The sequence below is a fragment of the Frankia sp. R43 genome (assembly GCF_001306465.1).
GTDB classification, from domain to species: Bacteria; Actinomycetota; Actinomycetes; order Frankiales; family Frankiaceae; genus Parafrankia; species Parafrankia irregularis.
Genome location: NZ_LFCW01000011.1, coordinates 170,079 through 189,067 on the forward strand (window position 1 = coordinate 170,079; position 18,989 = coordinate 189,067).

An 18,989-nucleotide genomic window follows, 5' to 3' on the forward strand; every position below is an offset into this window, starting at 1 on the left:
CACGGCGAGGCCGTCAGCTGACGGTGAGGCCGTCAGCTGACGGTGAGGCCGTCAGCTGACGGTGAGGCCGTCAGCTCACGGTGAGGCCGTTGTCGACCGTGTAGACGGCGCCGGTGATCGAACGTGCCTCGTCGGAGGCGAGGAACGCGAACAGGGCGGCGATCTCCTCGGGCTCGGCCAGCCCGCGCAGGCCACCCATCCGCCGGGCGAGGTCGGGATCCACGTCGCTTGGGAACGTGCCCGAGGTGGCGATGTTGGTCCTGGTGCCCGCAGGCGCGATCGCGTTGACCCGCAGCCTCGTCTTGAGGTACTCGACGGCCAGCGACCGGGTGAGCGCGATCAGCCCGCCCTTGCTCATGCTGTAGGCCGCCGAGTAGGGAACGCCCTGCAGGCCGGAGTTCGACGCGATGTTGATGATGGTGCCGTCGGTTTCCAGCAGGTGGGGGATCGCGGCCTGGGCGAGGAAGAAGCAGCCGTCGAGGTTCACGCCCATGACCCGCCGGTACTGCTCGACCGGCATCTTCGTCGTGTGCTCGGCCAGATAGATCCCCGCGACGTTGCCGAGCACGTCGAGCCGCCCGAACTCGGCGACGGCCGCGGCGACCGCCTCGGCGCAGGCGGCCGGATCGCTGATGTCGGCCTGGCGTACCGACAACCGCCCGGTCGTCGGCGCCAACGCCTGCGTCTTCGTCTCGGCGAGCCGGCCCTCGTCGATGTCGATGCCGAGCACCGACGCTCCCTGCCCAGCGAGCCGTAACGCGATCGCACGGCCCATGCCGGACCCTGCGCCGGTGATGAGCGCCGCCTTGCCCTCAAACGAAGCAGTCATGATTGGTGAATCCTCCGGACTCTGTGTCAGGATTTCCGCTGGTCGGTGAAGATGCCGGGCTGCCCGGAGTGGATCTCGATCCACTCGGCGCCCTCGTCGCCGGCCCGCCAGGCGTAAAGAAGATCGGGCGTGAAGAATCCCATTCCCGCGCCGACCTTCCGCCGGCCGAATATCAGCTCGCCGCGCAGGACGTAGTTCAGCTGGTGCGTGCCGTGCCGGTGCGGCTTGACCTTCTCGCCGGGCGCGGCTGTCTCATGGAAAACAGACAGCTCCGGGGACTGCAGGATCGTCCTGGTGACAAGGTCGCGTCCGAAGAGGTCGAGGTACTCCTGTGCCTCTTCGGAATCACCGAAGAGCTCGGCGTTCGTGTGCCCCGGAAGCTGGTTGACATCGAAGAAGAACTGCCGGGCGGGCTCGTCGGCCATCAGTTGGCTCCTTCCAGGCGCCGTCGGCGCTCTGAACAATTCACGTCTCAACCGGCCGTCCGGTCAACTCGTGACTTTCGGAGCGCAAGCGGCTATGCGGCGGCCGGGTGGTCCTGGCGGAACACGAAGAGGAATTCGCCGAGCTTGAGTCGTCCGCCGTCGTGGGTGGTGATGGGTGAGCCGAGCCCGCCCGACCGCGTCCCGTCCGGTTCGGCGGAACCGCTCCGGGCCCGGCTGCCACTGGGCCGGGCGCCGGCAGACCTGTCCGCGCGGTCTGCGTGGGCCGTGGGCCGTCGGCCGTGGGCCGTGGTCGTTCGGGAGCCCTGCGGACGATACTGTCCGAAGCCCCCATTTCGACATGCGGCGGCCGGAACTCCCACGCGGGCCGGCAGTTCGGACGGAGATGTGCCATGACCACGCCAGGACAGCCGCCGTATCCGGACCCGGGCCAGCAGGGACACGGTTTCGGTGAGACGGGGCCACAGGAGCCGGGCTACGGCCCGCCACCCGGCGGATTTCCACCCGGCCCGCCGCCTGGGTACGGGCCCCCGCCTGGGTACGGGCCGCCGCCGGGTTACGGTCCGCCGCCGGGTTACGGACCTCCGCCGGGCTACGGTCCCCCACCGGGCTACGGAGCCGGGTGGGTCGACCCCACAGCCCCCTACGGACGCCATCCGGTGACTGGCGAGCCCCTCTCGGACAAGCAGAAGCTCGTCGCCGGGCTGCTCCAGATCTTCCTCGGTGGGGTCGGTGCGGGGCGGTGGTACATGGGAAGCAACGGCATCGCGATCGCCCAGCTGCTCACCTGCGGCGGGCTCGGAATCTGGGCCCTGATCGACGGCATCATCATCCTCACCAGCGATGTCCGGGACCAGTACGGCCGCCCGCTGCGTGACTGACGCGGGCGCCACCGACGAGCACGCGGGGCGCCGCCGGCGGCGTCTCCTTCTCGCCGGCGCGGCCGGGTGCCTGGTGGCGGGCGCGGGCTACCTGGCAGCCGTCGACCCGCACGACCCGGCCGCCGCGATGCCGACGTGTCCGACGAAGGCGCTGACCGGCCTGGACTGCCCGGCCTGCGGTGGCCTCCGGCTCGCCCACGATCTGCTCCACGGCATGCCGGCGGCCGCCGCGCACGACAACCTGTTCCTGCTGGTGTGCGCACCGCTGCTGGTCGCGCTCGTGGTCCGGCAAGCCCGTGCCTACGAGCGCGGCGTGCGCGCGCCCCTCCCGCGCCCGCTTGCGCACGGCATCGCGGGTGCCGCGCTGGCGTGGACGGTCATCCGCAACCTGCCGGGCTGGCCGCTCACGCCGACCACCGGCTGACAGCCGGGCGGTTCCGCGCAGGCGCCCCACGTTCGGCCAGCGCTTGCTGCCGGCCAGGGGAGTGCTCAGCCGGCAGCACCGAGCTCGGTGCCGGTCGCCGTCGGTGTGCCACTGCGGGCCTTGGATGGCCGGGTTCTGGCCGGGCTGTCCGCGTCCACATCGTCAGCGGTCGCCGCTGCTTCCGGCCAAAAAGCGAGGATTTCGGCTGCGAGGGCAACCGAAATTCGCACTTCTTGCGGATTGCCAAACTGCCCCGGTTGTACCTGTTGGTGTGAATTGCTGGCGCTGTGGGGCGACGCGGGATCCTCGGCGGCCCAGTCAAGATCGGTAGCGCCGTCCGATCTTTCTGTGCGAAAGTTCACTTGACATCCTGTAAAGTTCCGCGTGAGTGTGGGGTTCGCCTCGCGAGGTGAGGGCTGTCGGCGGGAATGGGCGGCCTTCCCGGTTCGGTTGAGCCTTCAACAGAACAGCCTCGTCCAGAGCGGAGACCCCCATGTCCAAGCCCCTCCTGCAGATCATCATCGCGAGCACCCGCCCGACCCGAGCCGGTGCGGCGGTGGGGGCGTGGATCGCCGACGCCGCACGGGCGCAGGGTGGCTTCGACGTCGAGGTCGTCGACCTTGTCGACGTCGATCTGCCGATCTTCAACGAGCCGAACCACCCGATGACCGGGAACTACGTACACGAACACACGAAGCGGTGGAGCGCCACGATCTCCCGCGCACAGGCGTTCGTGATCGTGACCCCGGAGTACAACCACAGCTTCCCCGGCTCGCTGAAGAACGCGCTGGACTACCTCAGCCGCGAATGGCGCTACAAGGCCGTCGGCCTGGTCTCCTACGGTGGGGTTTCGGCGGGCCTGCGCGCGGTCACGCAGCTCAAGCCGGTCCTCGCCGCGCTGCGCATGGTGCCGGTGACCGACGCCGTCTCGGTGCCGTTCCTCGGCCAGCGCCTGGACGAGTCCGGCGCCTTCCGCAGCGACGAGCTGATCGACGCGTCCGCCAAGAAGATGCTCGACGAACTGGTGACAGTGGGCACCGCGCTCATCCCGTTGCAGACGCCCGCGGGCGACTGACCGCCCGCCCTGCGACGTGAACGGGTCGGGAATCTCCCTCGGCCACCCGCTCGCCGCCACCCGCTCGCCGCCACCCGCTCGCCGCCACCGGCTCGCCGCCACCGGCGGGCGGATCCCCGCCGCCCTGCCGCGTGAAATGCACCGCCGGGACGCCCGCTACGCCCTGGAGACCTTGTGCATCCGCGGCGGACCGGGGATGGCGGCGGTTTCCGAACTGGTCCGCTGATCGATCGAATGATCGTCGAATAGTCGTCAGAAAGGTGACCGGCCTGTAGCGATTTGTGGCCAGCTGTATAGGCTGATCCAACTATGGCGGGGCGGCAGGAAGCACTGCACGGCATCGGATGCCCACGGTGATCTTCGATCGCGAGTGGGTGGAACGAGCACTGCCCGCCTATCGGGTGGGCGAGCAGCTGGGCTCGGGGTCGTTCGGTGTGGTGCTGGCCGGTGGGCACCGCTGGCTGGATCGCCGGGTCGCGATCAAGGTGATGGCCGGCGACGGGGCGGCGCGCGCCGCGAGCGGGTTCGCCGAGGAGGCGAAGGCCCTCGAGAAGCTGAAACACCCGCATGTGCTTCATGTGCACGACTATGTCGAGGCCGAGGGCCTCTGCCTGGTGGTGATGGAGCTGATGGCCGGCGGCACGCTGGCTGATCGGCTGCTCGGTATGACCCCGGAACAGGCGTGCGGGGTCGGGCTGGCTGTCGCGGCGGCGCTGGAGCATGCGCACACCCACAAGATGCTGCACCGCGACATCAAGCCCGAGAACATTCTTTTCGGCGCCGACGGCACGCCCGTCGTCGGCGATTTCGGCCTGGTGAAGATGTTCGAGGGCTCCGCGGCGACCGCGAGCGGATCGGGCACTCCGCTGTACATGGCGCCGGAGCAGATCCAGGGCGGCCGGCTCGGGCCGGGTGTCGACCTGTACGCGCTCGGCGTGGTGCTCTACCAGCTGCTGGTCGGGGCGCCGCCGTTCGGTCGCGACCGGCAGTCGGTGCCGGCGGTGATGTTCCAGCACCTGACGCAGCCGCCGCCGCCGATGACCGGTGTGGCGGCCCCGTTGGCCGACGTCGTGTTGCGTGCCCTGGCGAAGTCACCCGCCGACCGGCACCGGGATGCGGCGGCCTTCGCCCTCGACCTCGCGCGGGCCGCGACCAGGGTGTTCGGGCCAGGCTGGGCCGCCCGGACAGGGTTGTCGTTACATCTGCAGGACGCCGTCCGGCGATTCGCCCTCCATCCCCTCGATCTCTTCGATTCCGTGGGTACCAGGCCCGGCACGGTCACCGACGCGGGTACCGACGACCGGACCGGGGCGGAGCGGCCCAGCTGGGACTTCTTCGTCTCGTACGCCAGGGCCGATCGTGCCTGGGCGGAATGGACAGCCGGGCAGCTGGTCGCCGCCGGCCATCGGGTGCTGCTGCAGGCCTGGGACGAAACGCCGGTCCCGTACTGGAGCACCGGCATATTCGAGGGCACCGTGTACGCCGCCCACACGTTGGCGCTCCTCTCCCCGGCCTATCTGGAAACGGTGCTCGGGCAGCCTGAATGGAACGCCGCCTCGGGTTCCGACGGGGCTCGGTTCGCCCGCACTCTGATACTGGTACGCATCGCGGACTGCCCCTGGCCCGACCTGCCTGCCGGCGGTCGCCACGTCGATCTCACCGGGACGTCCGCCGACGAGACCCGGCGCATCCTGCTCGACCAGCTCGACACGGCTCGGAGCGGGTCCGCGAGCGTCGTGGCCAGCGCGGAGATCGACACTGCTCCCATGCCCGTCGGCGCAGCGGCGATCAACTCGTTGATACCGCCCCAGCGGCATCCCGCGGACGCCGTCCCGAGCGCTCCGCCGGTGACAGTGTCCAGGCCGGTCGCCGAGCCCGAGCTCCAACCCGAGCCCCAGGCCCAGCCCGAGCCCCAGGCCCAGCCCGAGCCCCAGGCCCAGCCCGAGCCCCAGGCCCAGCCCGAGCCCCAGGTCCAGCCCGAGCCCGAGGCCGAGCCCCAATCCAAACCCGAGCCCGCACCTGCGGCCGACCTGGACACACCCGGGCCGGTGTCCCGGCGCGAGCGGCAGCGTGCGCGCAGGCGCAGGTCGCGGCGCCGAACCGCACGGCTGGCCACGGTCTGTGGTGTCATCCTGGCCGTCCTGGCGGTGTCGGTCGGGGCCGTCATGTCCGGAAACCTCTTCGGCGGCACGCACGGGGACTCGGGCGATATGACGGGCTCCCAGGGACGGGACGACCTGGTGAAGGTGACCCCGGTGCCTTCGTCGCCCACCACCTCCGTCACGCCCACCGGGAGCCCCACGCCGACCGCGGTGATCTCGGCGGCCGGCTCGACGGCTCCGGTCGCTCCGACGACCTCGCCCGCCAGCCGGCCGACGGACCCGGTCACCACCACCAGGCCTCCTGCCGTGGCGAGGACGACAGCTCCTCCCGGCAACTCGGCCCAGGCCGCCCCGGCGGGCCCAGGCAGCGGCGACAAGTACCAGGAAGGCTCGCAGGTGAGTGTCTCCGGCTGCACGGGCTGGCTGAACTTCGAGGGCGTGCTCTATGGAAAGCTCTCCGCCGGCGCGGGGTCATGTGTCGCCGACGTCATCGTGAACGGTGAGACGAACACCAGTTCCTCTACCAAGAGGCTCGAAGCGTCGAACTACGCCACCGCGAACTCCAAGCCGGGCAGTTTTCTCGTCTTCGGCTACTACCAGTACTCGGAGCGGATCTGCGTCTGGAACGCGGTGGATCCGGGTGGCAAACGGTGCTCGCTCACGTTCGTGGACACCCAGGGAAAGGTCTCGCGGAGGTGACCATCGGGCCTCGCACCATGACATACGCAAACGGGCCGGCCTGAGGGAGCTCAGGCCGGCCCGTCGCCAGCAGTGCTGTCAGTGCTCAGCGAGCGCCGATCGGATGGTCAGCGGTGGTCGCCGCGGGGGTCGTGGTAGTCGCGGTCGTCGCAGCCGTCCCAGGGCCCGGTGATGGCGAGCACGTAGCCGGGGGTCTGGATGTTGGCGAAGAGGATCTTCTTGTCCTCGCTGAAGTTCGGGCCGGTGAACTCGCTCTCGTTGAGCTCGTTGCGCGCCAGCGCGTAGGCCGTGCCCTTCTTGGTGACACCGATCAGGTGGCTGACGCCCTCGCCGTCCTCGGCCAGGATGAGGCCGCCGTAAGGCGACACAGTGATGTTGTCCGGGCCGTCGAAGTCGACGTCCTGGGTCGGGTCCAGGTTCAGACCGAAGATCACCTTGAGGGTGATGGTCTCGTTGTTCGGGTTGTAGAACCAGACCTGGCCGTCGTGCTCCTTGGGGCTGCCGTCGCTCACCCGGGCGTAGCTGCAGACGAAGTACACGCCGCCGTCACCCCACCAGGTGCCCTCCAGCTTGCGGCTGTTGGTGACCTGGTCGGTGGTGAACTGCTTGCGGATGGAGACCGTGGCCGCGCTGCGGTCGGGGACGTCCACCCAGCTGACCTTGTACCTGGTGCCGACCGTGGTCGCCTCGGAGAGGTCGACGATGTGCTGCGACCCGTTGCTGGCGCTCAGCGCCTGCAGGGAGCCGGCGGTGTCGCCGCCCGCGCTCAGCGCGAGCGCACGCAGCGCGCCCTTGCCGGCGCGGAACCTCTTCGGCGGCGTCCAGCGGTAGAACAGGCCGTGCGGGCTGCTGGCGTCCTCGGTGAGGAAGATCTCGGCGGTCTTCGGGTCGACGGAGACGGCCTCGTGGGCGAAGCGGCCGAGGAACTTCAGCGGCACCGGGTTCTTGTTCGCGGCCTGGTCCACCGGGTCGACCTCGAAGACGTGCCCGTGGTCGTACTTGTAGGTGGCGTTGGCCTTCTGCTCGGTCTCCTCACAGGTCAGCCAGGTGCCCCACGGGGTGTAGCCGCCGGCGCAGTTGGTGAGGGTACCGGCCAGGCTGACGTACTCGCGGACCCGGTTGCCCTTCCGGTCGACCACGATGTTGGTGGTCCCGCCGGGGGCGCCCGGGTCGTAGGTGTAGTCCGCGATGTGCGGCACCGGGTTGGCCGCCGCGCCGCTGAGCTCGTGGTTGTTGACCAGCACCGAGCCGCCGTTGCGGGTGGGGAAGGAGGCGGTGCCGTCCGGGGCGCCCGGGGTCGGCTCGCCCGACTCGAGCGTCGTCACACCGGTCTGGGCGATGATCTTGTAGGAGAAGCCCTTGGGTAGCGCGAGCAGGCCCGCCGGGTCGGCGATGACGGCGCCGTAGCCGGTCGCGGAGCGGGATGTGGCCTGCGCGGCGGTGCCGGCGAGGACGTCCATGCTGCCGGCGGCAACCAGGCCGAGGCCGCCCACCGCGCCGGTGCGCATCAGGTTACGGCGGGAAATGGAAGAAGTCACCGGCGTGCCTCCATGGATCATTATTAACTGGGACGCCATGACATTGTCGGGTCGACCTGACACCTCGTTTGTCGGTATATGGCCGCCCGGCCAACAGCTGGGAAACGGTTGCTACGTGCGTGCAGGTTGGGCCCCCGGTCACCGGCCGGGACGCGTCTGTTGGGTGCGGGCATTCCCGGGCCGGAAAAAGCCGTGCACGTCGAGTCCCCGCAATGAATACCGAGCGTTGCCGATTCGGGTGTCGAATCCACAGAAAAGACTTCTGCTTGTGTTTGGTAAGCCTAAGTTTAGTTTGAGGCCTGTCGGACGAGCGGCAGGAAGATCGTATCGACGATCTCGGTGAGGGCGTCCTCGGGCACCGGCGCGAGAGTCATCAGGGCCTCGTGGCGCAGGAGGTCGAACGGAAGCGATTTCACCCGGTCGGGCAGCGGGCTGGGGCCGATCTCGCCCCGCTGGGCGGCGCGGGCGAACAGGGCGTCGAACCCGTCCTTGCGGTCCCCTTTCAGGACGCGGCGCAGGTCCGCGGGGCTGGTGCCGGTCTCCCGGTAGTAGTCGGCCAGGTGGACGCTCACCAGGGTGATGAGCTGGATCCGGGTGGCGTTGACCTGCCGCATGAGCGTGAGGATGTCGTCGCGCAGGCTGCCGGTGTCGGGGACGGTGATCTCGTCCCGTTCGAGGGCGCGGATGATCGTGGCGCGGACGAGCTCGTGCCGGTCGGGCCAGCGGCGGTAGAGGACGGGTCGGCTGGTTCCGGCGCGCTGGACGACGGCATCCATCGTGAAGCTGGCATAGCCGTGCTCGGTCAGCTCCGCCCAGGCCGCGTCGAGCAGTGCTGCCTCCAGTGCGGCCCCGCGGCGACGCTCCGTCATCTTCCCTTCGGCCCCTGTTCTACCCGTTCCGCCTTAGACACGCTTGCGTATCTTAGCGAGGGCGCCTACGATCGCCTCTGGTAAGAAACGTCGATGTATCTTAGGTGGTCGTTCATTGAGTACCTCCGACGGGACCGCAACCGCTGCGCAGCAGGGCCACGTCGACCCCGACCGTATCGACCCGGCGGTGTGGCGCATGGCGATCACCGTCATCGTGGGTGCGCTCGCCGTCATCTTCGACACGACGATCGTCAGTGTCGCCATCAATGATCTCACTCGCGAGCTGGACACCTCGCTCTCCACCATCCAGTGGGTGAGCACCGGCTATCTGCTGGCCATGTTCGTCACGATCCCGGTCGCCGGGTGGGCGCAGTCCGTACTCGGCGGCAAGCGGCTGTGGATCGCCGCCCTCGGAATCTTCCTGCTCGGTTCGGTCCTGTGCGCGGCCGCGTGGGATGTGCACAGCCTCATCGTGTTCCGCGTCGTCCAGGGCATCGGTGGCGGGATCATGATGCCGCTCATGATCACATTGATCATGCAGGCGGCGCGGGGAAGCAGCATAGGCAAGGTCATGGCGACGATCTCGCTGCCGGCCGCCCTCGGGCCCATCCTCGGTCCGGTCCTGGGCGGCGTCATCCTGCATGTCGGCGACTGGCGCTGGATGTTCCTGGTCAACATCCCCTTCTGTGTCGTCGGTGCCTGGCTCGCGGCCCGGAACCTGCCCGACGACCGGCCGCGGGGCGCCGCCCGGGCCCGCCTCGACGTCGTCGGCCTGCTGCTGGTCTCGCCGGGCGTCGCCGCCGTCATCTTCGGTCTCTCCCGGGTCGAGGGAGACGCGGGTTTCGCCAGCGTGGAGGTCCTGCTGCCGCTGATCGTCGGCCTCGCCCTCACAGCGGTGTTCGTGGGCTGGGCGCTGGCGCGCTCCACGGCCGCGCTGGTCGACCTGCGCCTGTTCCGTCACCGCCCGCTGGCGTCATCCGCCGCCGTCGGCTTCGTCCTCGGCGGGGCCCTCTACGGCTCCATGCTGCTGCTCCCGCTGTTCTGGCAGCAGGCCCGCGGTGAGGATGCCCTCGGGGCGGGGCTGCTGCTGATCCCGCAGGGAGTCGGCACGCTGTTCTCCCGGAACCTCGCGGGCAGGTACACCGACCGGTACGGGCCCCGCTGGGTCGCGCTGACCGGGTTCACCCTCGCCTGCGTGGCCACCCTGCCGTTCGCGTTCGTCACGGCCGGCACGGGCGACGTGCCGCTGCTGGCCGCGCTCTTCGTCCGTGGCCTCGGCCTCGGCGCCGCCACCATTCCCCTGGCCGGTGCCGCCTTCATCGGCCTCGCCCATGCGGAGATCCCGCACGCCAGTGTCATCACCCGAGTCGGCCAGCAGATCGGCGGCTCCCTGGGTACCGCGGTCCTTGCCGTGGTCCTCCAGCACACGGCCGGGGGAGCTCACACCCCCGAGGCCGTCGCCGACGCCTTCGGCGAGGCCTTCTGGTGGTCGATCGCCTTCACCGCCGTCGCCGTCCCGCTCTGCCTGCTGCTGCCCGGCCGCCCCGCCGCACCGTTCGTTCCCGAGACGGCCGACGTCGACGCTGACGCGGAAGTCGCCGCGCCGGCGTAGGGGAAGCCGCTGTGTCGGCGTAGGGGAAGTCCCTGCGCCGGCACAGAGCGGGAAGCCGTTGCGCCGGCACAGGGCAGACGAGCGCTTTCAGGGTTTGCGGGCCACACCTGCGAACAGCCAGTCGGTGCGCGGGCTGTCGTCGTCCCCAGGGTTCCACTGCCACGGCCGGACAATTCCGGGTTCGACCAGGTCGAGGCCGGAGAAGAAACCCTCAATGGCGGCTCGCGGCCGGAAGATTATTGGCGACGTCGCGTTCTCGTAGGCTGCCTCCGTCCGGGCCACGCCCTCGGCCGGCGGCCCGTCCGTCGTCAGGTGCGAAAGTGTCAGGAAGGATCCGGCGGGAACCGCGCTCATGAACTCGGCGAGCAGCTCACGGGGCCGCTCGCCGTCCTGGATGAAGTGGAACAGGGCCACCGAGAGAACGGCGACGGGCCGGGAGAAATCGATGAGGGCGCCCGCGTCCGGATGGTCGAGGATCGACCGGGGCTCGCGTGCGTCCGCGGTGATAATTGTTGTCGTCTTGTTCGTCGCGAGCAGCGCGCGACCGTGCGCCAGGACGATCGGGTCGTTGTCCACATAGACCACCCGGGCATCCGGGTTCACCTGCTGGGCGATCTCATGCACGTTCCCCTGCGTCGGCAGGCCGGTCCCGATGTCGAGGAACTGGTCTATACCGGCGTTCGCGAGCCAGCGGGTCGCCCGCTGCAGGAAACGGCGGTTCTCCCAGACGATGTCGAACGTCATCGTCTTGCCCAGGGCGCTGTCGACGGCGGCGGCGGCCGTCCGGTCGACCTCGAAGTTGTCCTTGCCCCCGAGGAAGAAGTCGTACATGCGGGCCGGGGTCGGCCGGTCCGTCCGAAGATCGGCGCCGGGGTCACCGCCGTCGCTCTCGGACACCGCTGATTTGAAGTTCCAGCCCATCAGCCCGCCTCGCCAGCTGTCTCGTCGAATCCGGCGACCTCGACGACGCCGGCGAATGTGCATTCCGGAGCGTATCGCCCTGGATGTCGCCTCGACCCACCCGGACTACCCGAGGTAGGTCCGCAGCGCGCCCAGTGCCTCGTCGAGGATCTCCTCAATCGTGCGCTGCTCGTCGTCCAGCCACTGCTCATAGGCGGAGACCGCGATTGCCAGGGCCACATGGCCGACCGTGCGCGGCAACAGGTCCTCAGCCGTCAGCCCGTGGCGTTCGGCGGCATAGGAGGCGATGACCCGGCGCCACTGCCGGTACTTCAGCGCCGAATGGGCCATCAGCGTCGGAGTTCTCAGCAGCAGGGTCATCCGTTGCCGGTGCTGGGCCACGGCCGCCGCGTCGACATGGTTGAACGCGAGCACCGCCCGGTGCACCGCCTCGTGGACGGGAATGTCCGTCGGCATGGCGGCGAGGGTCTTCTGCAGCCCGACCAGGCTCTCGTCGAACTGCCCCCAGGGGATGTCGTTCTTGGACGGGTAGTACCGCAGCAGCGTCCGGCGCCCGACCCCGGCCGCCGCGGCGATCGCGTCCAGGGTGGTGGCATCGAAGCCGTGCTCGGTGAACACCGCGAAGGCGGCCCGCTCGATCGAGGCGTGATCAGTGACGGGCGGGCGCCCTTTCGGCCGGCGGGCCGGGGCGTCCAGCGCGCCTGGGCTGTCCAGCGTGCCTGGGCTGTCCGGGGTTTCTGGGGTGTCCGGGGTTTCTGGGGTGTCCGGGGTGCTCACCGAAGCGCGCCACTCGAGGAGTTGAGGATTTTGGTCGTTCCCGCGGCCAAAATCGTCAGATCTTGCCAAGCAGCAACTCCAGCCGCGCCGGCGGCTCGAAGCCGAGACTCGAGGAGCTGAGGATCTCGGTTGTTCCCGCGACCACAATCCGCAGGTCTTGCTCGGTGGCAGCGGTCACGCTCGCGAGGATCGAGCGCGGCGATGGCGCTGCCGCCAGCGCGGCGCGCCCGTGGGGTGCCAGCGGGCGTGGCGGAGCCCTGCCGAGTGCCCAGGAACAGGGCGAGGTCCGCGCGCATGACCCGATTCTTCCCTACCGGAGAACCGCGATCGTGCGCGCGACCCGGGCGGATGGGTGGGGCCAGGCCTTCAGCGCGTGGCAGGCTGGCCGGGCTTCGCTGGTCGGCCTGGCTGGCCTGGTCGGGCTGGGAGCAGCGGTCGAAGGGTCCGGCCGCGCAGCGCGCCGGCCCAAAGCCCGGTGCCGTAGGCGAGGTCGTCGAGGCGGCGGGCGAGCAGGAACCTGGCCGGATCAAGCCGTGGGGCGCACCGGCGGTAGTCGACCATCCCGTCCACGACCGCGGCGGCCAGCACGGCGCGGCGCAGGCGGCGGGAGACCAGGCAGCCGGCCAGGCTCAACGGCCACCAGTGGCGCAGCAGCAGGCCGCTGGTCTGGCTCGCGTTCGCGGCCAGTCCGTGGCGGGCGACACCAGGCGAGATCCCCGCGCGGGCGAGGCGCACGGACTGCGCGGTGAGGATGCCCGCCGCGGCGGGCAGCGACCATCGTCGCTGGGCGAGCAGAGCGACGGCGACGCCCGCGCTCCACGGCGCGAAGACCGCCGGTGCCACCGCGTCGTCGTGCCGGCTGGCGAGGACGGTCGCCCCGGTGCCGTAGAACGCCTTGCGGCCCAGCCAGGCGGTGAGACCGGCACGATGATCGTGCCGGGCGGTGACGGCGGGCTCGTGCCGCACCTGCCAGCCGGCGGCGGCCAGCCGCCAGACCAGGTCGACGTCCTCGGCGACCCGCTGGCCGTCGGCGAAGGTGAAACCGGCGCCGAGCGCGGCGACCCGGGCCATCAGGCACGCCGCGGGCACCCAGCCGACCGCGGAGCGAGGATGCACCAGGGCGGCCACGGGGCCCATGTCGAGTGAGGAGCGGGCATCCTCGTAGCGCCCGATCCAGTTCGTGCCGCCCGGCTCGGCCAGCCCGAGGATGCGCGGTGCCACGGCGGCGACCCGGGGCTGGTGGAAGTGGCGGGCCAGCAGGGCGAGCGCCGCCGGCTCGACGACGACATCCGAGTCGATGAAGACGACCAGCGGTGTGGTCACCTGCGCGAGCCCGGCGTTGCGGGCCGTTGCCGGGCCGCGGTTGGCTGGCAGGGCGACGAGCTTCGCGCCATGCCGGTCGGCGACCCGGGCAATGGCCGACGGGTCAGCTGAGCAGTCGTCGACGACGATCATCCGAAGCCGGCCGGCGAGGCCGGACAGCAGCAGGTCGAGTGGCCCGGGCCGGTCGCGGACCGGGACGACCACCGTGACCGCGGACAGCTCGGCCGGTGGCAGCTCGTCGAGCACCGGGTTCGCCACGCCGCTGGCGAGCAGCCGGTCGGCGAGCTGCGCGGACGTCGCGTCGACCACCCGCAGCCGGCGTCCGTCCAGGTAGCGCGCCGCGCGTTCGTTGAGCCGAAGCAGCCGCATCGGCGCACCGCCGACGAGCACCCGCCCGCCCTCGGAGACCCGGACGCACTCACCGATCTCGACGACGAGCCCCAGCCCGACACCGGGATCCAGGCCGACGCCGCTGCCGACGCCGCTGCCGGTGCCGGTGCCGATGCCGATGCCGGTGCTCATCCGCGGAAACCGCCTTCGGCGCTGACGACGGAGCCGGTCAGCACCCCGCCGGCGACCGAGCAGCAGAAGGCGATGGTCTCGGCGATCTCGCCGGGGTCGATCAGCCGGCCGGTGAGCTGCCCGGAGGCGAAGGACTCGACGTCGTCCAGGTCGTACAGCGCCGCGGTGGCGGCCAGCATCGCGGTGCGGGTCGAACCGGGTGAGACCGCCACCGCCGTGACGCCCGTACCGACGAGGTCGGCGGCGAGGCCGCGGACGAGGCCGATGACGGCGTGCTTGGCCATGCTGTAACCGGCCAGGTGGAACAGCCCGCGGGTGCCGGCGGCGGAGGCGACGGCGGTGAAACGGCAACCGCCCGGGTCCGGCCCGGCCAGCATGTGCGGCACGCAGGCGGCGGCGGTGTTCCACACCCCCAGGACGTCGACATCCCACAGGGTCTGCACGTGCGCGGCCGGGGTCTCCCACAGCGGCTGGCCGCCGACCATCACGGCGGCGGCGGCGACCGCCGCGTCGAGGCGGCCGAAACGCTCGACGGCCGTGGCCGCCGCCGCGTCGAGGGCGGCGCGGTCACGCACGTCGGCGAGCACGGTGTGGATCTGGTCGGGGTGCTCGGCGCGTACCGCCGCCAGCTGCTCGCGGCTCGCCAGCGGGTAGTCGACCCCGGGCAGGTCCGTGGCGGTGTCGCCGGCGCCGCTGTCGACCGCGACGAGCCGGTAGCCGCGCCGGCACAGGGCCCGGACGGTCGCGGCGCCGATTCCGCGGCCGGCGCCGGTGACCAGCGCGACCCGCCCGGCGTCGGGTGGTCCGGAGTCGACCCGCCCGGTGTCGGGCCGGTCGCCGCTCACGGCTGACGCTCCGCGGTCAGCCGAGGACGCAGCCGGCCGTGCTGGTCCGGTTCGCCGTGGTCGATGAGGGCGGACACGTTCTCGATGATTGCCCGCAGCAGTTCCTCGCCGGCCCGGGCGCTGGCCGCGGTCGGGTCCCCGAGCACGCCGGACGGCGCGACGGCCGCCACCCCGCCGGCGACGATGGCGGGCATCAGCTCGGCGAGCGGGGCGGTGTTGCCGGCCTGGGCCAGGCACATCCGCACCTGTTCCGGCGCCAGGTGCAGCATGAGGGACGTCTCGGTGAACCCGGCATGTGAATCGGTCGCCGCGTCACGGCCGACGTCGTCGTGCCCGGCGCTGTCGTGCCCAGGTCTGTCGTGCCCGGCGTTACCGCGGCTGGCGCTGTCGCGACCGGCACCGCTGGCGAGCCAGGCCACGTCGTGGCCCTCGTGGCGCAGCTGGGTGACGGCCTCGGTGAGTCCGCGCAGGTTGCCGCCGTGCGCGTTGACGAACACGATCCGTCCGCTCCAGTCCCGCATGGAGCGGACCAGCTCGACCAGCAGCAGCCGCAGCGCCTGTGTGCCGATGGACATCGTGCCCGGAAACCCCTGGTGCTCCCCGCTGGCCGTGTAGATGACGGGCGGGGCGACCAGCACCGGCACGGCGGCGTCGTGCCGGCCAAGGCGCTGGTGCTGGCGCTGGCGCAGGTGCTCGGCCGCACCCTCGGCCACCGCCACCGCGATCGTGGTGTCGGTGGTCAACGGCAGGTGCGGCCCGTGCTGTTCGCAGGAGCCCACCGGGATCAGCACCAGCGGCGCCGGCGGCACGGCGGGCCATGCCCGCGCCGCCAGCGCCACCGACGCTCCCGACGGCACCGTCACTGCGCCGGCACCGACACCGGCTCCGGCTCTGGCGCGGGCACCGACTCCGCCGCGGGCGCCGACTCCGGCGACGGCGTCGGCGCGGGTACGACGACGCCGAGCGTGCGGGAGAAGCCGCTGGGGATCAGGACGTCGTCCGGGGTCAGGTCGTGGATGGACGTGTGGCCGAGCGCGAGCAGCGCCGAGTCGATCCCGTTGCGCAGCACGTCCAGGACGTTCTCCACGCCGGCCTGCCCGTTCGCGGCCAGGGCCCACAGGTAGGCGCGGCCGATCATGACGGCCCGTGCGCCGAGCGCCAGGGCCTTCACGACGTCCCCGCCGCGGCGGATGCCGCTGTCCATCACCACTTCGATGTCGCCGCCGACGGCCTCGACGACCGCGCGCAGGGCACGGATCGGGGCCGGGGTGCTGTCGAGGTTGTTGCCGCCGTGGTTGGAGACGGAGATCGCGCTGACGCCGGCGTCGCGGGCACGCAGGGCGTCGTCCACCCGGCTGACGCCCTTGAGCATGAACGGCCCGTCCCACTGTTGGCGCAGCCAGGCGATGTCGTCCCAGCTCGGCGGGGGTGTCTGCATCCATTCGCCGTAGGCGCCGAAGAAGGTGGGCACCGGCTGGCCGGGTTCGGCCAGGTTCGGCACGGACAGGTCGGGGAGCTTGCCGGTGCGCAGGTAGCTCGCCAGCCAGGCCGGCCGGGACAGGCCCTGCGGCGCCATCTTCACCATGGTCAACAGGTCGAGCCGTTCGGGGATCCAGGGGCTGCCCCAGTCGCGGCTGTGCGAGAACGACCAGTCGAGGGTCACGATGAGGCCGACCGCGCCGCCTTCTCGGGCGCGTTCGAGCCGGCGGACCATCGACTCCCGGGTGCCCATCCAGTAGATCTGGAAGAACGTGCGCGGGTTGGCGGCGACGACTTCCGACAGCGGCTTGCTGGCGAACGAGCTCAGGCCCATCGCGGTGCCGCGGGCCGCGGCGGCCCGGGCGACGGCGACCTCCCCGTCGGGGTGGACGGCCTGGACACCGGTCGGGGAGATGATGACCGGCAGCGAGATCTCCTGGCCGAGGACGGTCGTCGCCAGCTCACGCTTTTCCTTCAGCCCGGCCACGTGCGGGGCGAAACCGAGCTCGTCGAACGCGCCGGTGTTGTCGCGGTAGGTCACACCGGCTTCCGAACCGGCCAGCAGTGCGCTGTACACCGATTTCGGGAGCCGGCGCTGCGCGCGCCGCTGCGCTTCGGCGACTGATTCGAACCAAGTGTTACCCATGCTCCACCTTCTTGCCGCTTCAATATTTCGCCGGTGCTTCAGCGCGCCGGGGTGAATCCCGCCAGCGGGTTCTCGGCGCACGCGGAGACCGGCGGGGCCGCCGGAGTCGCCAGGGTGGCCGCGTCCGGCCGGGTGCCGAGCTGGAGCAGTACCGGCTCGCGCCGTCCGGCGGGTTCCCGCCGGTGCGAGTGGTCGAGGCTCAGCGCCGGGACGGTCCGCTGCGGGTCGGCCAGCGCGGCCTGCCCGTAGCCCTGGACGCATTCGGGGTCCGGCCCGTCCAGGGGCAGGCCGGTGAAGAACTTCGCCGCCATGCAGCCGCCGCGGCACACGTCGTAGTGCTGGCACGCCGAACACGCCCCGCCGCCCTGCGGTTCGCGCAGCCGGCCGAACAGCTCACTGGTTCGCCACACCTGGGCGAAACCGCCGTCGGTGACGATGTTCCCGGCACGGAACGTCTCGTGGATCGTGAACGGGCAGGCGTAGACGTCGCCGACCGGGTCGATGAGGCAGACCACTCGCCCCGCCCCGCACAGGTTCAGCCCGGGCAGCTTCTCGCCGAAGCCGGCGAGGTGGAAGAAGGAGTCGCCGGTGAGCACCTTCTCGCCGGCCCGCACCAGCCATTCGTAGAGGTCACGCTGCTGGTCGTGGGTGGGATGGAGCTCGTCCCACACGTCCGCGCCGCGCCCCGACGGGCGCAGCCGGGTGAGCCGCAGGGTCGCGCCGTGGTCGTCCGCGATGCGCTTGAACTCGTCGAGCTGGTTCACGTTGTGCCGGGTGACGACAACCGAGATCTTCGCGTCCCGGAAACCGGCGGTGGTCAGGTTGTCCAGCGCCCGCAGCGCCATCGCGAACGAGCCCTCGCCGCGGACCTGGTCGTTCACCGCCGCGGTGGCGCCGTCGAGGGAGACCTGGACATCCACGTAGTCGGTCGAGGCCAGGTAGCGGGCCCGAGCGGCGTCGATCCGCACGCCGTTGGTGGAGAACTTCACCCCGACCTGGTGGTTGACGGCGTATTCGAGCAGATGCCAGAAGTCGGGGCGCACGGTCGGCTCGCCGCCGCCGACGTTGACGTAGAAGACCTGCATCGCCTGCAGCTCGTCGATGATCGACTCGCACTGCTCGGTGCTGAGCTCCCGCGGGTCACGCCGGCCGGACGCCGACAGGCAGTGCACGCAGGACAGGTTGCAGGCGTACGTCAGTTCCCAGGTCAGGCAGATCGGTGCGGCCAGGCCACGTTCGAACCGCGCCACCAGCGGCATCGCCCGCTCGGTGTCGGCGGGCTCGGTCAGGATGGTCAACTGGCTTCTCCCTCTGGCTCACGTGGCTCACGGGGACGGATCACGTCGGCGTTGGCCAGCCCGCGCAGCGCGGCCGCGAACGACGGCCACTGCTCGGCGGGGACACCGGCTCGGCGCAGAGCGGTGCGGGCGTCGGGCGCGTCGCCCAGGCCTCGCACCACCTCGACCAGCTCCCTGCGCTTCAGGAAGATCAGACGGCGGTTGCCGAAGTGGTACGCGAGCGCCCCGAACGACTCGGGGCGCAGCGCAACGGACCGGGACAGCTCCCAGGCCGCGTCGAGGGTCTGGTCCTCGATGGCGCGGTCCTTGAGAGCGCGGTCCTTGAGGGTGTCAGTAGACACCGCACATCCCGTCGATCGAGACCTCCTCGATCAGGGTGTCCTCGACCAGTGGTGCCTCGGTGCCGTGGTGGATCTGCGCGGCGGGGCCGGTGGGGGCGGCGGGGCCGGTGGTGCCGACCTGCTCAGCCTCGACCTGGGTGCTGGGCCTGCGCATGGTGCCTCCTCGTGTCAGGTACCGGCGGTCACGTACCGGCCGGCAGCCGGCGCGCTCGGTGGTGTGCGGTCACATTAATGGCACCTGTGGCTAAAATAAAGCCCCATGAGGCCACCGCCCGGGTTGTTACCGCCGTTACCCGTCCTGTCCGCCCTGCCCGCCCTGCTGGCGCTGCTCGCCGACAGGGCCGCGCCCCCGAGCCGTCGGGAGA

Annotated in this window: 19 protein-coding genes and 1 pseudogene; 6 read left to right on the forward strand and 14 right to left on the reverse strand. The window is 71.0% G+C overall.

The genetic code is table 11. The features are described 5' to 3' along the window. Nucleotides 1-70: 70 nt before the first annotated feature. Together ACG83_RS36515 and ACG83_RS36520 are read right to left on the reverse strand one after the other, a co-directional pair. Entirely contained in the window at nt 71-829 is a 759-nt protein-coding gene (locus ACG83_RS36515) for an SDR family NAD(P)-dependent oxidoreductase (RefSeq protein WP_054570810.1), read from the reverse strand. A gap of 26 nt (nt 830-855) precedes the next feature. Next, entirely contained in the window at nt 856-1,254 is a 399-nt protein-coding gene (locus tag ACG83_RS36520) for a cupin domain-containing protein (RefSeq protein WP_054570811.1), read from the reverse strand. A 677-nt stretch (nt 1,255-1,931) separates the two neighbouring features. On the opposite strand from ACG83_RS36520, the gene ACG83_RS48205 reads away from it, so the two are divergent. From ACG83_RS48205 to ACG83_RS45620, 5 genes and pseudogenes are all read left to right on the forward strand, one after another. Further along, nucleotides 1,932-2,153 carry a TM2 domain-containing protein gene (locus ACG83_RS48205; RefSeq protein ID WP_232295479.1) on the forward strand — a complete coding sequence of 74 codons (222 nt, stop codon included), beginning with the start codon at nt 1,932-1,934 and terminating at the stop codon, nt 2,151-2,153. After that, the gene (locus tag ACG83_RS36530; RefSeq protein ID WP_083473871.1) at nt 2,116-2,577 is read left to right on the forward strand and encodes a DUF2752 domain-containing protein; all 462 of its coding nucleotides are present in this window, start codon (nt 2,116-2,118) and stop codon (nt 2,575-2,577) included. The genes ACG83_RS48205 and ACG83_RS36530 overlap by 38 nt, the downstream gene beginning before the upstream one ends. 493 nt (nt 2,578-3,070) lie before the next feature. Further along, nucleotides 3,071-3,652: an NADPH-dependent FMN reductase gene (locus ACG83_RS36535; protein ID WP_054570814.1), complete on the forward strand. Its 582-nt coding sequence runs from the start codon at nt 3,071-3,073 to the stop codon at nt 3,650-3,652. A 13-nt stretch (nt 3,653-3,665) separates the two neighbouring features. Continuing rightward, nucleotides 3,666-3,878, forward strand: a pseudogene (locus ACG83_RS48210) (hypothetical protein); the annotation flags it as partial. Nucleotides 3,879-4,005: 127 nt separating this feature from the next. Beyond that, nucleotides 4,006-6,453, forward strand: a complete 2,448-nt coding sequence (locus ACG83_RS45620; protein ID WP_161934836.1) for a protein kinase — start codon at nt 4,006-4,008, stop codon at nt 6,451-6,453. A 107-nt stretch (nt 6,454-6,560) separates the two neighbouring features. Here ACG83_RS45620 and ACG83_RS36550 read toward each other — a convergent pair whose 3' ends face one another. Both ACG83_RS36550 and ACG83_RS36555 read right to left on the reverse strand, forming a co-directional pair. Then, nucleotides 6,561-8,012 carry an alkaline phosphatase PhoX gene (locus ACG83_RS36550; RefSeq protein WP_054570817.1) on the reverse strand — a complete coding sequence of 484 codons (1,452 nt, stop codon included), beginning with the start codon at nt 8,010-8,012 and terminating at the stop codon, nt 6,561-6,563. A gap of 266 nt (nt 8,013-8,278) precedes the next feature. Continuing rightward, on the reverse strand, nt 8,279-8,860 hold the full coding sequence (locus ACG83_RS36555) for a TetR/AcrR family transcriptional regulator (RefSeq protein WP_054570818.1): 582 nt from the start codon (nt 8,858-8,860) through the stop codon (nt 8,279-8,281). A gap of 115 nt (nt 8,861-8,975) precedes the next feature. Between ACG83_RS36555 and ACG83_RS36560 the strand changes: the two genes are divergently transcribed. Beyond that, the gene (locus ACG83_RS36560; protein ID WP_054570819.1) at nt 8,976-10,472 is read left to right on the forward strand and encodes an MDR family MFS transporter; all 1,497 of its coding nucleotides are present in this window, start codon (nt 8,976-8,978) and stop codon (nt 10,470-10,472) included. 87 nt (nt 10,473-10,559) lie between these two features. Here the strand turns inward: ACG83_RS36560 and ACG83_RS36565 are convergent, their stop codons facing one another. The 10 genes from ACG83_RS36565 to mftA all read right to left on the reverse strand — a co-directional run bounded on the left by ACG83_RS36565 (nt 10,560) and on the right by mftA (nt 18,778). Further along, on the reverse strand, nt 10,560-11,393 hold the full coding sequence (locus tag ACG83_RS36565) for an SAM-dependent methyltransferase (protein ID WP_054570820.1): 834 nt from the start codon (nt 11,391-11,393) through the stop codon (nt 10,560-10,562). A gap of 105 nt (nt 11,394-11,498) precedes the next feature. After that, nucleotides 11,499-12,089 (reverse strand): mycofactocin system transcriptional regulator, encoded by a 591-nt coding sequence (gene mftR, locus ACG83_RS36570; protein ID WP_198955492.1) that lies wholly within the window; start codon nt 12,087-12,089, stop codon nt 11,499-11,501. Nucleotides 12,090-12,225: 136 nt separating this feature from the next. After that, nucleotides 12,226-12,348, reverse strand: a complete 123-nt coding sequence (locus tag ACG83_RS47680) for a hypothetical protein (RefSeq protein ID WP_255354819.1) — start codon at nt 12,346-12,348, stop codon at nt 12,226-12,228. Nucleotides 12,349-12,536: 188 nt separating this feature from the next. Beyond that, nucleotides 12,537-14,015, reverse strand: coding sequence for a mycofactocin biosynthesis glycosyltransferase MftF (gene mftF / locus ACG83_RS36575; RefSeq protein WP_083473872.1), 1,479 nt, complete (start codon nt 14,013-14,015; stop codon nt 12,537-12,539). Then, on the reverse strand, nt 14,012-14,860 hold the full coding sequence (locus ACG83_RS36580) for a mycofactocin-coupled SDR family oxidoreductase (protein WP_054570821.1): 849 nt from the start codon (nt 14,858-14,860) through the stop codon (nt 14,012-14,014). Before ACG83_RS36580 ends, mftF begins: the two co-directional genes overlap by 4 nt. Continuing rightward, nucleotides 14,857-15,723: a mycofactocin biosynthesis peptidyl-dipeptidase MftE gene (mftE, locus tag ACG83_RS36585; protein ID WP_235498413.1), complete on the reverse strand. Its 867-nt coding sequence runs from the start codon at nt 15,721-15,723 to the stop codon at nt 14,857-14,859. The genes ACG83_RS36580 and mftE overlap by 4 nt, the downstream gene beginning before the upstream one ends. After that, nucleotides 15,720-16,985 carry a pre-mycofactocin synthase MftD gene (gene mftD / locus ACG83_RS36590; RefSeq protein ID WP_054570822.1) on the reverse strand — a complete coding sequence of 422 codons (1,266 nt, stop codon included), beginning with the start codon at nt 16,983-16,985 and terminating at the stop codon, nt 15,720-15,722. Before mftD ends, mftE begins: the two co-directional genes overlap by 4 nt. 38 nt (nt 16,986-17,023) lie before the next feature. Further along, on the reverse strand, nt 17,024-18,283 hold the full coding sequence (gene mftC, locus ACG83_RS36595; protein ID WP_369812943.1) for a mycofactocin radical SAM maturase: 1,260 nt from the start codon (nt 18,281-18,283) through the stop codon (nt 17,024-17,026). Continuing rightward, nucleotides 18,280-18,624, reverse strand: a complete 345-nt coding sequence (gene mftB / locus ACG83_RS36600; RefSeq protein WP_235498414.1) for a mycofactocin biosynthesis chaperone MftB — start codon at nt 18,622-18,624, stop codon at nt 18,280-18,282. The genes mftC and mftB overlap by 4 nt, the downstream gene beginning before the upstream one ends. Further along, nucleotides 18,614-18,778: a mycofactocin precursor MftA gene (gene mftA, locus ACG83_RS46290; RefSeq protein ID WP_063793256.1), complete on the reverse strand. Its 165-nt coding sequence runs from the start codon at nt 18,776-18,778 to the stop codon at nt 18,614-18,616. The genes mftB and mftA overlap by 11 nt, the downstream gene beginning before the upstream one ends. Nucleotides 18,779-18,989: the final 211 nt, after the last annotated feature.

What these genes read in the sequence shown, in the direction of transcription:
- ACG83_RS36515 (WP_054570810.1), bottom strand. Translation starts at nt 829, where the DNA reads ATGACTGCTTCGTTTGAGGGCAAGGCGGCGCTCATCACCGGCGCAGGG.
- ACG83_RS36520 (WP_054570811.1), bottom strand. Translation starts at nt 1,254, where the DNA reads ATGGCCGACGAGCCCGCCCGGCAGTTCTTCTTCGATGTCAACCAGCTT.
- ACG83_RS36530 (WP_083473871.1), top strand. Translation starts at nt 2,116, where the DNA reads ATGTCCGGGACCAGTACGGCCGCCCGCTGCGTGACTGACGCGGGCGCC.
- ACG83_RS36535 (WP_054570814.1), top strand. Translation starts at nt 3,071, where the DNA reads ATGTCCAAGCCCCTCCTGCAGATCATCATCGCGAGCACCCGCCCGACC.
- ACG83_RS36550 (WP_054570817.1), bottom strand. Translation starts at nt 8,012, where the DNA reads ATGATCCATGGAGGCACGCCGGTGACTTCTTCCATTTCCCGCCGTAAC.
- ACG83_RS36555 (WP_054570818.1), bottom strand. Translation starts at nt 8,860, where the DNA reads ATGACGGAGCGTCGCCGCGGGGCCGCACTGGAGGCAGCACTGCTCGAC.
- ACG83_RS36565 (WP_054570820.1), bottom strand. Translation starts at nt 11,393, where the DNA reads ATGGGCTGGAACTTCAAATCAGCGGTGTCCGAGAGCGACGGCGGTGAC.
- mftF (WP_083473872.1), bottom strand. Translation starts at nt 14,015, where the DNA reads ATGAGCACCGGCATCGGCATCGGCACCGGCACCGGCAGCGGCGTCGGC.
- mftD (WP_054570822.1), bottom strand. Translation starts at nt 16,985, where the DNA reads ATGGGTAACACTTGGTTCGAATCAGTCGCCGAAGCGCAGCGGCGCGCG.
- mftA (WP_063793256.1), bottom strand. Translation starts at nt 18,778, where the DNA reads ATGCGCAGGCCCAGCACCCAGGTCGAGGCTGAGCAGGTCGGCACCACC.